The sequence below is a fragment of the Microbacterium sp. LMI1x-1-1.1 genome (assembly GCF_040676205.1).
Taxonomy (GTDB): domain Bacteria; phylum Actinomycetota; class Actinomycetes; order Actinomycetales; family Microbacteriaceae; genus Microbacterium; species Microbacterium aquilitoris.
Window position 1 is genome coordinate 581,088 of the sequence record NZ_JBEGHM010000001.1, and the last position, 12,455, is coordinate 593,542.

Annotated in this window: 12 protein-coding genes; 9 read left to right on the top strand and 3 right to left on the bottom strand. The window is 71.1% G+C overall.

The window, feature by feature from the left end:
• Positions 1 to 61: 61 nt before the first annotated feature.
• The 5 genes from MRBLMI1x_RS02885 to MRBLMI1x_RS02905 are packed head-to-tail and all read left to right on the top strand — an operon-like array spanning position 62 to position 6,302.
• On the top strand, positions 62 to 1,654 hold the full coding sequence (locus MRBLMI1x_RS02885; RefSeq protein ID WP_363455826.1) for a sugar ABC transporter ATP-binding protein: 1,593 nt from the start codon (positions 62 to 64) through the stop codon (positions 1,652 to 1,654).
• Positions 1,651 to 2,700 carry an ABC transporter permease gene (locus MRBLMI1x_RS02890; RefSeq protein ID WP_363455829.1) on the top strand — a complete coding sequence of 350 codons (1,050 nt, stop codon included), beginning with the start codon at positions 1,651 to 1,653 and terminating at the stop codon, positions 2,698 to 2,700. Before MRBLMI1x_RS02885 ends, MRBLMI1x_RS02890 begins: the two co-directional genes overlap by 4 nt.
• Positions 2,697 to 3,725, top strand: a complete 1,029-nt coding sequence (locus MRBLMI1x_RS02895) for an ABC transporter permease subunit (RefSeq protein ID WP_020097628.1) — start codon at positions 2,697 to 2,699, stop codon at positions 3,723 to 3,725. The genes MRBLMI1x_RS02890 and MRBLMI1x_RS02895 overlap by 4 nt, the downstream gene beginning before the upstream one ends.
• A 49-nt stretch (positions 3,726 to 3,774) precedes the next feature.
• Positions 3,775 to 5,298 (top strand): sugar ABC transporter ATP-binding protein, encoded by a 1,524-nt coding sequence (locus MRBLMI1x_RS02900; protein WP_363457799.1) that lies wholly within the window; start codon positions 3,775 to 3,777, stop codon positions 5,296 to 5,298.
• Positions 5,295 to 6,302 carry a LacI family DNA-binding transcriptional regulator gene (locus MRBLMI1x_RS02905; protein WP_311858475.1) on the top strand — a complete coding sequence of 336 codons (1,008 nt, stop codon included), beginning with the start codon at positions 5,295 to 5,297 and terminating at the stop codon, positions 6,300 to 6,302. The genes MRBLMI1x_RS02900 and MRBLMI1x_RS02905 overlap by 4 nt, the downstream gene beginning before the upstream one ends.
• Positions 6,303 to 6,310: 8 nt before the next feature.
• Here MRBLMI1x_RS02905 and MRBLMI1x_RS02910 read toward each other — a convergent pair whose 3' ends face one another.
• Genes MRBLMI1x_RS02910 through MRBLMI1x_RS02920 form a run of 3 tightly spaced genes read right to left on the bottom strand, consistent with a single transcriptional unit; the run spans position 6,311 to position 8,324 of the window.
• On the bottom strand, positions 6,311 to 7,018 hold the full coding sequence (locus MRBLMI1x_RS02910) for a Pr6Pr family membrane protein (protein WP_363455833.1): 708 nt from the start codon (positions 7,016 to 7,018) through the stop codon (positions 6,311 to 6,313).
• 29 nt (positions 7,019 to 7,047) lie between these two features.
• Complete coding sequence (locus MRBLMI1x_RS02915; protein ID WP_363455836.1) at positions 7,048 to 7,989, bottom strand: hypothetical protein; 942 nt, start codon at positions 7,987 to 7,989, stop codon at positions 7,048 to 7,050.
• Positions 7,986 to 8,324: a PadR family transcriptional regulator gene (locus tag MRBLMI1x_RS02920; RefSeq protein WP_363455839.1), complete on the bottom strand. Its 339-nt coding sequence runs from the start codon at positions 8,322 to 8,324 to the stop codon at positions 7,986 to 7,988. Before MRBLMI1x_RS02920 ends, MRBLMI1x_RS02915 begins: the two co-directional genes overlap by 4 nt.
• Before the next feature lie 106 nt (positions 8,325 to 8,430).
• Here MRBLMI1x_RS02920 and MRBLMI1x_RS02925 point away from each other — a divergent pair, with 106 nt between their 5' ends.
• The 4 genes from MRBLMI1x_RS02925 to MRBLMI1x_RS02940 are packed head-to-tail and all read left to right on the top strand — an operon-like array spanning position 8,431 to position 12,447.
• Positions 8,431 to 9,717, top strand: a complete 1,287-nt coding sequence (locus tag MRBLMI1x_RS02925; RefSeq protein ID WP_018187857.1) for an adenylosuccinate synthase — start codon at positions 8,431 to 8,433, stop codon at positions 9,715 to 9,717.
• Positions 9,718 to 9,720: 3 nt separating this feature from the next.
• Positions 9,721 to 10,842, top strand: a complete 1,122-nt coding sequence (locus tag MRBLMI1x_RS02930) for a lactonase family protein (protein WP_363455844.1) — start codon at positions 9,721 to 9,723, stop codon at positions 10,840 to 10,842.
• Between the two features lie 37 nt (positions 10,843 to 10,879).
• On the top strand, positions 10,880 to 11,689 hold the full coding sequence (locus tag MRBLMI1x_RS02935; protein ID WP_363455847.1) for a hypothetical protein: 810 nt from the start codon (positions 10,880 to 10,882) through the stop codon (positions 11,687 to 11,689).
• Complete coding sequence (locus MRBLMI1x_RS02940; RefSeq protein WP_018187860.1) at positions 11,686 to 12,447, top strand: hypothetical protein; 762 nt, start codon at positions 11,686 to 11,688, stop codon at positions 12,445 to 12,447. The genes MRBLMI1x_RS02935 and MRBLMI1x_RS02940 overlap by 4 nt, the downstream gene beginning before the upstream one ends.
• The last annotated feature ends 8 nt before the right edge of the window (positions 12,448 to 12,455 follow it).

Genomic DNA, 12,455 nt, shown 5'->3' on the forward strand with positions numbered 1-12,455 from the left:
CCGAACCACCGCCGGGGACCGGATTCCGGTCCCCGGCGGTCATCACGGAAAGGCGCGCCTCATGGTCGATGTCGCAGCCACGCCGGCCTCGCCGGCCACCGCCCCGCAGCACGACGAGGTCGTGCGGATGCGGGACGTCACCATCCGGTTCCCCGGGGTCCTCGCGCTGGACCGGGTCGATCTGACGCTCCGCGCCGGCGAGGTCCACACCCTCATGGGCGAGAACGGCGCCGGCAAATCGACGCTCATCAAAGCGCTCACGGGCGTCTACGCCATCAACGGCGGGACGATCGAGGTCGCCGGCGAGCAGCGCGTCTTCCGCTCGACCGCCGACGCAGAGGCATCCGGGATCTCCACGGTCTACCAGGAGGTCAACCTCTGCACGAACCTGTCGGTCGGTGAGAACGTCATGCTGGGCCGCGAGGTGCGGCGGGCCGGCTTCATCGACTGGCGCGCGACCCACCGCGAGGCGACGCGCTACCTCGCGGCCCTCGGGCTCGACATCGACCCGCGCTCGGCCCTGTCGTCGCACTCCATCGCGGTGCAGCAGCTCGTCGCCATCAGCCGCGCGACGGTCGCCGACGCCCGCGTGCTCGTCCTCGACGAGCCGACCTCGAGCCTCGACCGCAGCGAGGTCGAGCAGCTCTTCACCGTCGTCCGGGGTCTCCGTGACCGCGGCGTCGCCATCCTCTTCGTCACGCACTTCCTCGACCAGGTCTACGAGATCTCCGACCGCCTCACGGTCCTCCGCAACGGTCAGCTGGTGGGGGAGTACCTGCCGGCCGAGCTGCCGCGCGGCGAACTCATCGCGAAGATGATCGGCCGCCAGCTCGACGAACTCGAGGCTCTCTCGCGCGCGTCCGAGCGCGAGATCGACCGCACCGCGACCCCGGTCCTGCGGGTGGCGGGCCTCGGCCGCAAGAACGTCATCGAACCCGTCGACATGGAGGTGTACGAGGGCGAGGTCGTCGGCATCGCGGGTCTGCTGGGCTCCGGCCGCAGCGAACTCGTCCGCCTCGTCTACGGCGCCGACCGCGCCGACGCCGGTACGCACGAAGTGCGGGGGGATGCCGCGCGCATCACGAACCCGCGGAACGCGATCGACAAGCGCATCGCCTTCTCGAGCGAGGACCGTCGCGCCGAGGGGATCATCGCCGACCTCACCGTGGCCGAGAACATCGTGCTCGGCATCCAGGCCAAGCGGGGCGCCATGCGTCCCATCGGCCGCACCGAGCGGGACGCCATCGTCGCCGAGTACATCTCGGCGCTCGGCGTCCGCCCCGCCGACCCGAACGCGCTCGTGCGCAACCTCTCGGGCGGCAACCAGCAGAAGGTGCTGCTCGCCCGATGGCTCGCCACCGCGCCGCAGCTGATCATCCTCGACGAGCCGACGCGCGGCATCGACGTCGGCGCCAAGGCCGACATCCAGCGCAAGGTCACCGAGCTGGCGGCGGAAGGCCTCTCGGTCGTCTTCATCTCCTCGGAGCTCGAGGAGGTGGTCCGCATCGCCCAGCGCATCGTGGTGCTGCGCGACCGTTCTAAGATCGGCGAACTGGACGCCACCGACGTGACGGTCGACGATCTGGTCGCCCTCATCGCGCAAGAGTCCGGCGAGACGACGTCGTCTCGCCTCAACCCGGAGACAGCGGCATGAACCCGACCCTCAAGCGCTTCCTGGCGCACCGCCTCGTCTGGCCGATCGCGGCACTGCTCGTGCTCGTCATCGTCAACACGATCGCGCGGCCGTCCTTCATCTCGATCACGGTGCAGAACGGTCAGCTGTACGGCCCGCTGCTCGACATCCTGCGCAACAGCGCACCGCTCATGCTCGTCGCGCTCGGCATGACGCTCGTGATCGCGACGCGCGGCATCGACCTCTCGGTGGGAGCCATCATGGCGGTCTCGGGGGCGGTGGCCCTGACCGTCATCTCGAACTCCTCGTCGCCGGGGGACCTGTCGACCGTGCTCATCGCGATCGCGCTCGCCGTCTTCGTGGCGCTGCTGCTGGGGGTGTGGAACGGCTTCCTCGTCGCGGTCGTCGGCGTTCAGCCGATCATCGCGACCCTCGTGCTCATGCTCGCCGGTCGCGGTGTCGCCCTCCTCATCACGGGCGGCTTCATCACGACCATCACGAGCGCGCCGTACCGCTTCATGGCGCAGGGCTACCTGGTGGGCCTGCCGTTCGCCTTCTACGTCTCGGTCGTCGCGATCGTCATCGTCGCGGTGCTGCAGCGTCGCACCGCGCTCGGCGTCCTCACCGAGGCCGTCGGCATCAACCCCGAGGCCAGCCGCCTCGCGGGCGTGCGGTCGCGCGGCATCATCTGGGGCGCGTACGCGGCGAGCGGCCTGCTCGCCGGATTCGCCGGCATCCTCTATTCGTCGAACATCATGGCGGCCGACGCCAACGCGGCGGGCCTCTACATCGAGCTCGACGCGATCCTCGCCGTCGTCCTCGGCGGCACGAGCCTCATGGGCGGCAAGTTCACGATCGCGGGCACCGTCGTCGGCGTCTTCACGATCCAGACGCTGAAGTCGACGATCACCTTCCTCGGCGTCCCGCCGGCGGTCAGCCCGCTGTTCCTCGCGATCGTCGTCGTCATCGTCGTGCTCGTCCAGTCCCCGCGAACGCGGTCGCTGGTCGCGAAGGGGGTCGATGCCGTCCGAGGCGGCGGCCGTCGCACCGTGGAGGTGGCCTCGTGAGCGCCGTCACCGCAGACCTCGGTCGCACCGGCGGGTTCGCCGACACGATCCAGCGCTTCCGCAGCCGGCACGCCTCGTGGGTGCCCGTGTTCGCCGCCGTCGTCATCCTCGTCGCGATGCTCATCGGGGCGCAGGCCTACTTCGGCAACTTCGTCACCCCGCGTGTGCTGTCGGCGCTCCTGCTCGACAACGCGTACCTGCTGATCCTCGCGGTCGGCATGACCTTCGTCATCCTCACCGGCGGCATCGACCTGTCGGTCGGCGCGGTCATGGCGTTCACCGGGATGCTGGGGGCGAGCATGCTGAGCCAGGGCACACCGGTCGCGATCGTCATCCCGGTCATGCTCGTCCTCGGTGCGCTGATGGGACTGTTCGTCGGGGTGCTCGTGCAGTACTTCGGGGTGCAGCCGTTCATCGCCTCGCTCGCGGCGATGTTCGCGGCGCGGGGGCTCGCGTTCATGGTGAGCCTCTCGTCGATCCGCGTCGAGGAGCCGGCGATCCTGTGGCTCCAGTCGACCCGCATGCAGGGCGGCCCCGGCAGCTTCTACCTGACACCGACCGGCATCCTCGCGCTCGTCGTGGTGGTCGTCGGCATCCTGATCCTGCAGTTCACCCGGTTCGGACGCACGATCTACGCGATCGGCGGCAACGAGCAGTCGGCACGCCTCATGGGCCTGCCGGTCGTGCGGACGAAGCTGCTGGCGTACGTCATCAGCGGGGTGTGCGCGGGGCTCGCGGGTGTCGTCTTCACGGCGTACACCGGGGCGTCCTACCCGCTGAACGGCATCGGGACCGAGCTCGACACCATCGCCGCGGTGGTGATCGGCGGCACGCTGCTCACGGGCGGCAGCGGGTTCGTGCTCGGCTCGATGATCGGCGTGTTCGTCTACGGCACCATCAAGACGGCGATCTCGTTCCTCGGCGTCGACCAGTCCTGGACGCGCATCACGATCGGCGCGCTGCTGCTCGTCTTCGTGGTCGTGCAGCGCCTGCTGGTCGCGCGGACGGCGCGAACGTCACGGTGATGTCAGGCGTGAACCTCGGGGGAGGCTCACCGCGGGCATGATGGTCCGTATGGATGCGCGCGAAGCAGCGGTCGCGCCGGTCGTGGAAGTGACCGGCGCGACCGTTCGCTTCGGCGCCGAGACGGTGCTCGACGCCGTCGACTTCCGGCTGCTGCCGGGCGAGGTCCACTCGCTCATGGGCGAGAACGGGGCGGGCAAGTCGACGCTCATCAAGGCGATCACGGGGGCGCTCCGCCCGGACGCCGGGACGATCCGCGTCGGCGGAGAGCCGGTGCACTTCGCCTCGCCCGCCGATGCCCTCGCGGCCGGGATCAGCGCGGTCTACCAGGAGATCGATCTGCTCCCGAACCTGTCGGTCGGCGAGAACGTGCTGCTGGGGCGCGAGAGTCGACGCTTCGGAGCGATCGACTGGCGTGAGACCCATCGCCGAGCGGGGGCGATCCTCGAGGGCCTCGGACTCGACATCGACCCGCGGACGCGCCTGTCAGGTCATTCGCTCGCCGTGCAGCAGCTCGTCGCGATCGCCCGCGCGATCTCGGTCGACGCGCGTGTCGTCGTGCTCGACGAACCGACCTCGAGCCTCGACCTCGATGAGGTCGCCGAGCTCTTCCGCGTCATCCGCGAGCTGACCGTGCGCGGGGTCGCGGTGCTGTTCGTCTCGCACTTCCTCGACCAGGTCTACGAGATCTGCGACCGCATCACGGTCCTCCGCGGCGGGCGCCTCATCGGCGAGTACGTCCCCGCCGAGCTCCTGCGCATCGACCTCGTCGAGAAGATGCTGGGTCGCGGTGCCGACGAGATGGACGTCCACCAGAGGGAGGATGCCGCGGCATCCGTCCCCGTCGCGCTCGCCGGACGGGGACTCGCCTCGGGTACCGGGCTCACCGACGCGACCGTGTCGATCGGCGAGGGCGAGGTCGTCGGGCTCGCGGGGCTGCTCGGGTCGGGCCGCAGCGAACTGGCGCGTGCCCTCACGGGCGTGGACCGACCGGATGCCGGTGTCCTCGAGGTCCGTGGTGCTCCCGCCCACCTGCCGACCCCGCGCCGGGCGATCGGTCAGGGCATCGTCTACTCGTCCGAGAACCGCCGGACCGAGGGGATCATCGGCGAGCTCAGCGTGCAGGACAACATCACCCTCGCGCTGCAGGCCGATCGCGGCATCCTGCACCGGCTCGGCAGCGCGCGCCGCCGGGAGCTCGCGATGAGCTGGATCGAGGCTCTCGACATCCGCCCCGCCGACCCCGACCGGCCGGCCGGCACGCTGTCGGGCGGCAACCAGCAGAAGGTGCTGCTCGCTCGGCTGCTCGCCCTGTCACCGCGCGTCCTGGTGCTCGACGAGCCGACCCGCGGCATCGACGTCGGAGCGAAGGTCGAGATCCAGCGGCTCGTCGCCGACCTCGCCGACAACGGACTGTCGGTGCTGTTCATCTCGGCCGAGCTCGAAGAGGTGCTGCGCGTCTCGAACCGCATCGCCGTCATGCGCGCGGGCCGCCTCGTCGACACGATCCCGGCCGACTCGTTGACCGTGGACTCGCTGCTCGCGCTCGTCGCCCGCCCCGAGGACGAGTCGTGAGCGACGAGCGCGGCGCGAAGTCCGCGAACATCTTCGACGTCGCGCGTCTGGCGGGGGTCTCGCACCAGACGGTGTCGCGGGTCCTCAACGACCTGCCGAACGTGCGGCCCGCGACGCGGGCCCGGGTCGAGCAGGCGATGGCGCAACTGCGCTACAGCCCGTCGCCGGCCGCCCGCGCGCTCGTCACCAAGCGCACGCGGACGATCGGCCTCGTCACCCCCGGCACGGCGGACTTCGGGCCGACGTCCATCGCCATGCACTTCAACGTCGCCGCGCGCGTGGAGCGGTACTCCGTCGACTCGGTGACCGCGCCCGACACGGATGCCGCCAGCATCCGCTCGGTCGTCGAGGGACTGCTCCGCCAGCGCGTCGACGCGATCGTCCTGGTCGTGACGGACCTGGGTGTCCTCGAGGTCGTGCGCGGGCTCGACCTCGGTGTGCCGATGGTCGCCGCGGCGGCGACCCAGCGGCGTCACCCGCAGCTCGTGTCCATCGACCAGTACCGGGGGGCGCGGGCGGCCGTCCGGCACCTCGCGGAGCTGGGGCACCGCCGCATCCTCCACATCGCGGGCCCGCCCCGCAATCCCGACGCGATCGAACGCATCCGAGGCTGGCGCGACGAGCTCGCGGCGCGTCAGCTCGCGGTCGCGGAGCCGCCGCACGGCGACTGGACGGCGGCCAGCGGTGCCGAGATCGGCCGGACCCTCGACGTCGCCCGAGGGGATGCGGTCTTCGCGGGCAACGACCACATGGCGATCGGCCTGCTCTCCGCCCTTCGCGCGCGAGGGCTGCAGGTGCCGGAGGACGTCGCCGTCGTGGGCTTCGACGACGTGCCCGAGGCGGCCTACCTCTCGCCGCCGCTGACGACGGTGCGGCAGGATTTCCGCGCCCTCGGCGAGCTGATGATGCAGAAGGTGCTCCTCGCCGTCGAAGAGCCCGACGGCCTCACCGAGGACACTCCGCTCCCGACGCACCTGATCGTGCGGGAGTCGTCCCGCCGCTGAGCGTCGGCTCAGGCCGGGGCGGGGACCCGAGGCGCGCGGGTGCGCAGGCGCCCGACCCCGACGACGAGCGAACCGACGACGACGAACGCTGTCGAGATCCCGACGACGTACGCGCCGACCCCGCCCCACCCGTTGATGCCGTTCGGGTCGAGGAACGGATAGGGGTACCAGAACGCCACCCCGTCGGTCGGGTCGATCACGAGGGGTCCGCGCACGAGCGTGTACCCGATCCAGGCGATCGGGACGGCGAGGATCGCGATCACCGCGCGCCATGGAAGGGCCCGACGGGTGGGGGCGAGGAACAGGTCGAGCAGCAGGAACAGCGGTGCGACGACGTGCACGATCTCGTTCGCCCAGGCGACGTGATCATCCGACGTCGGATAGCCGCGCAGCAGCAGGTTGTAGACGACGCCCGTGATGAACAGGTAGCTCGTCGCGGCGGCGAGTCCGAGCGCGACCCCCGCCGGCTCGCGCTGCTCGTGGTGCGGCCGCATCCAGAACCAGACGACAGCGGCCAACAGGGCGAGGGCCCCGACGATGTTCGACAGGATCGTGAAGAAGCTGAAGAAGTTGGCGATCGTCGTCGCGACGTCGCGGTCCTGCGAGATCGCGGTGCGGACGGTCGTGATGAATTGGGCCACGACGGCGACCGTGATGGTGGCCGCCGCGACGAGCCTCAGTGCCGACCACACCGTCGGCCACGTTCGGGTACGCATGACCGAACCCTAGCGCGCGCCGCGCCGCCTCAGGCGGCGCCTTCCCGCGGGTGCGTTCCGCGTCCCCATCGGGCTCCCGCGCGGAAGATCCCGGCCCCGATCGCGACGACGGCGAGGACAGCGGCAAGGCCCAGCATCCCGGTGACGACGTCCCACATCGTCAGCCGGATCAGCCACACGATCGTCCACACCGTCGCGGCGGCGCCGATGCTGCGGGCGACGGCGCGAGCACGCACGATCGCCGCCAGGAGGGCGAGCACCCAGACGGCACCTGCCAGGAAACCGGTGAACTCCTCCGTCAGGACCCGCAGCCAGATCGCGCGCGACGGGCTGCCGGGCGGCACCTCGAAGAAGAGGTGGAAGAAGACGAGGATGCCGGTCGTCATCGCCGCGGTCGCAGCCGCCGCGAGACGGGCCCGGACCGGGGCGAGCAGGGCGAGGAGGGCGAAGACCGTCATCGTCACCGTCGTGATCGCGCGGGGACCGGCGAGCGGGTCGAGCTGGGCGTAGACGAACGCCCCGGCGCCGGCCACGGCCGTGGCCGCGAGGGCGATGCGCGCCGCCCGCGCGGCGCCGCACAGGATCAGGACGAACGCGATCACCCACAGCCCGGCGGGCACGAGTCCCGGGCTCGCCTGCAGGTCGAGGTTCTGTCCCTCGGCGGGGAGGCGCCAATCCACGCGTTCGCCGAACCCGCTGAACACGGCGAACATCACGGCGAGGGCGAACCCGGTGGCCGCGGATGCCGTGGCGAGGGCTTCGCGGGCGGGGTGCGGCATCCACCCCAGGATGCGGACGGCGAGGCCGCTCCGCATCAGCGCGATGCGCTCGCCGCGGGAGGGTTCGTCTCGTCCCCGCGCCTCGGCTTCGTCGAGCAGCGTGCCGAGCATGGCCTCGCCGTGCCGGTCGCGCCACGAGGAGGGGTACGCGCGGAGCGCGCGGCGCCAGGGGGTGTCGTCGATCGTGGTCACAGGGCGCCTCCGAACGCGGGGCGCAGCGCGAGGCGGCGTCGGGCTTCCGCCACGGTCACCTCGCGTCGGGCGACCTCCTCGGCGAGCAGATCGACCCCGCTGGGGGTGAGTTCGACGTACCGGCGGACGCGCCCCTGCACCCGCTCCTCGCGGGCGATGCGGATCGTGCCCTCCTTCTCGAGGCGGTCGAGGGCGGCGTAGAGGGTCGCGACCTTCAGGCGGACGTGGCCGCGGGAGACGCGGTCGACCTCTTCGATCAGCGCGTAGCCGTGCTTGGGGCCGTCGGCCAGAGCCGTCAGCATGAGGAACGTCGGTTCCCGCATCTCCTGCGTCATGGGGCGACCATACTCTGACAGACAGAGTATCCGCCACCCTCCGTCGGCTCCCGACACCCGGCCCGATAGGATGGGGTGTAACCGTCCGATAAACGGGGGAGAGCCCATGCCAGGCATCGTGATCGTCGGAGTTCAATGGGGAGACGAGGGCAAGGGCAAAGCCACCGACCTCCTGGGTGAGCGCACCGACTGGGTCGTCAAGTTCAACGGCGGCAACAACGCCGGCCACACCGTGGTGATCGGCGACGAGAAGTACGCCCTGCACCTGCTGCCCAGCGGCATCTTGTCGCCCGGCGTCAACGCCGTCATCGGCAACGGCGTCGTCATCGACCTCGAGGTGCTCTTCGCCGAGCTCGGCGCCCTGCAGGCCCGCGGCCTCGACGTCTCGCGGCTCAAGGTCAGCGCGAGTGCGCACATCATCACGCAGTACCACCGCACCCTCGACAAGGTGACCGAGCGCTTCCTCGGCAAGAAGATGATCGGCACGACCGGTCGCGGCATCGGCCCGACCTACGCCGACAAGATCAACCGCACCGGCATCCGCGTGCAGGACCTCTTCGACGAGAACATCCTGCGCCAGAAGGTCGAAGGCGCGCTCGATCAGAAGAACCACCTGCTGGTGAAGGTCTTCAACCGTCGCGCCATCACGGTCGACGAGGTCGTCGAGGATCTGCTCTCGTACGCCGAGCGCCTGCGCCCGATGGTCGCCGACACCGGGCTGATGCTCAGCAAGGCGCTGGATGCCGGTGACGTCGTCGTCTTCGAGGGCGGCCAGGCCACGATGCTCGACATCGATCACGGCACGTACCCGTTCGTCACGTCGTCGTCCGCCACGGCGGGCGGCGCCTCGACCGGCTCGGGTGTCGGTCCGAACCGCCTCGACCGCATCGTCGGCATCGTGAAGGCGTACACGACCCGTGTCGGCTCCGGTCCCTTCCCGACCGAGCTCTTCGACGAGAACGGCGACTTCCTGCGCTCACGCGGCTTCGAGTTCGGCACGACGACCGGCCGTCCGCGCCGCGTCGGCTGGTACGACGCCCCGATCACGCGGTACGCGACGCGGATCAACGGCATCACCGACCTCGTGCTCACCAAGCTCGACATCCTCACCGGGCTGAAGGAGATCCCCGTCTGCGTCGCCTACGACGTCGACGGCGAGCGGTTCGACGAGGTTCCGGTCAACCAGACCGACTTCCACCACGCGACGCCGATCCTCGAGAACTTCCCCGGCTGGGATGAGGACATCTCGACCGCCCGCACCTTCGAGGACCTGCCGCAGACCGCGCAGGACTACGTGCTGGCGCTCGAGAAGATGAGCGGCACGCGCATCTCGGTGATCGGCGTCGGCGCCGCGCGCGACGCGGTCATCGTGCGCCACGACCTGCTCGACTGACCCGTGCGGTTCCTGCTCGGCGGGTACTCCGCCGACATGGGCGGGTCGGCGACGGGCATCGGACTGCTGGATGCCGGTGGCCCCGACTCCCCGCTCGCGAGCGGTCCGCTCGGGGTGGGCCCTGACGTCGTCGCGGCGGAATCGCCGTCGTGGATCGCGCGGCATCCGTCCCTCGACGTCGTGTACGCGGCGCTCGAGGGCCGGGGCACCGTGCGCGCCTACCGGCGCACGGGTGACACCGCCTACGCTCCGCTCGGTGCCGAGGTCGCCGTCGGCGAGAGTCCCTGCCACGTCCTCGCGCTCGAGGACGCGCTGATCGTCTCCTGCTACGGCGACGGCGGTGTCGTCCGGGTTGCGCTGGCGGCCGACGGGCGACCCGGCGCCGCGCGACGGTGGACGGATGCCGCCGCGGGCGACCCGGCATCCGATCTCGCCGCGGCGGCTCGGGCCCTGCGTGCAGCCGTCGGCGCGGAGTACGCGGACGTCGTGCCCTACGCCGACGAGACCGAGCCCGAGCCCGACGCTGCACCCGACTCGTCGGCGCGACCCTCGCACGCGCACCAGGCGGCATCCCTCCCCGGCGGACTGGTCGCGACGACCGACACCGGCCTCGACCTCGTGCGCTTCTGGCGCGGCGGCCGCGAGATACAGCGCCTCGACCTGCCGGCAGGGACGGGGCCTCGGCACCTGCGCCCGCACCCGAGCGGGCACATCTACGTCGTGACCGAGCACTCCGGCGAGGTCTTCGCCCTGGCCCCCGACGCGTCCGGATCCTGGCGGCTCGTCGGCGGCGCGCAGCTCGGCGCCTACCCGGGGGATGCCGGGGCCGAGCTCGCGATGTCGCGGGACGGCGTGTTCCTCTATGCGGGGCTGCGCGGGAGCGACACCATCGCGACCGTCCGGGTGCGCGGCGGCGGCGAGATGCTGCAGCCCGTCGCGCTCGCCGAGTGCGGCACCGTCTGGCCCCGCCACCACGTCGTCGCCCGTGACACCGTGCTGGTCGCAGGTCAGCGTGCCGACGAGATCGTCTCGCTCGCGATCGACGAGCGGACGGGTGTCCCGGGCCGCGTGCGGCACCGGACAATAGCACCGGCACCGACGGCCCTCCTAGCCTTTCCGGCGTGATCCGGCGGCCCGGTAACGTGTCGGCTCGGAGGGGTTCATGAGCGCGGGCGGACGGACGAGGGCGGGCAGGTCCGTGGGGCCCAACCTCGACGGCTTCACCGTGCTCGTCTCGACCCTCGGCCTCGTCGTCGCCGCCATCATCGGTCTCGCGTACGCGGATGCCGGCGATTTCGAGTTCGATCGGATCGGGGCCGGCGGGGGTGGCGGCGACTACGCCCTCTCGCCCTGGACGAACCCTGATCCCGTCGTCGCGGACGAGAGCGACGCCGACACGTACCGCGGCCCGGACGGCGCCGTCATCCGGCTGACGGGTCTCGACGTCGACACCCCGATCGTCCTCACCCCCGCGGAAGACACCCGCGTCAGCGCCGTCTGGGTCACGGGTGCCGATGGCCGCATCGTCACGGAGGGCGAGGGGGGTGAGCCGCCCCGCTTCTCGACGCTGTGGGACGGTCAGATCGTCATCCTCGTCGAGCAGCCCGACGTCGAACTGTGGATCGACGGCTCCGGCGACGAGCCGTGGGAGGCGTCGCTGCGCTTCGACCGGGGACTGCGCGCCGACGACGTCCTCTCGAGCTCGCAGACCCTCATGTTCACCCACGACGGCGGCGCGACGACGGCGCGCGTGAGCGCACGCGGCGGTGACAACCTCTCGATCCAGGCCGTGACCGCCCACGGCAGCGAACGACCGCTCACCGAGGATTCGCCGTTCGACCGGTCGATCGCCTGGCGCGACGCGCCGCTCGTGCTCTTCTACATCGAGTCCTGGCACGACACGGCCTGGCGGATCGAGTTCGCGACCAACGCCGGATCCACGCCGACCCCGACCCCGGAGGGGACGCCATGACGACCGCGGATGCCCGGATCCGGCGCTTCTCGACGATCACGTTCCTCGCGGGGTCGGTCGTCGCGGTCGTCTTGGCGTTCATCGTCGTGCCGTTCGTGGGCATCAACCCCGCCACGGGGGAGTTGCTGCTCGACGATCCGAACGAGTACGAGTACCGCCCGTGGGCGGACCCCGCCGCGCAGGAGGTCGGTCGCGACGGCGACACGCTGATCGGGGCCGCGGGCACCCGCTATCTGGACATCCCCGCGGGGGACGACGTCTGGGTGATCGGCCCGCTCACCGAGGGTCAGCAGGACTACCTCAGCATCCATCAGCAGATCGACGCCGACGCGAGTACCGCCGACGATCGTCCGGCTTACATCGGCCTCGTGAGCGGGTCGCGGTCGCTCACGTTCGTGGCCGGCGACGACGCGAGCCGTCTCTGGTTCGCCCCTCGGCTGACGGACTGGAGCGCGACGGTCACCCGCGAGACTCCCACGCCCGTCGACGGTGCGACGGTGTCGGGCGAGGGATCTGCCCTCCTCGTCTACGACGGCGAGGCCCTCAGCGCGCGGTTCGTCTACGCCGGTGACGGTTTCTTCGGCGTCGAGGCCGTCTACCCCGGCGAGGCCGCCCTCGACGTCGTGCAGGGGTTCGACGCCGTCGACACGAGATCGTCCTGGCCGCCGAGCGACCGGGTCGTCCTCCGCGTCGACTCCGACGAGGGATCGGGGAAGTGGACGATCCGCTTCGACGAACCGGCATCCGACTCACCATGACCACCACA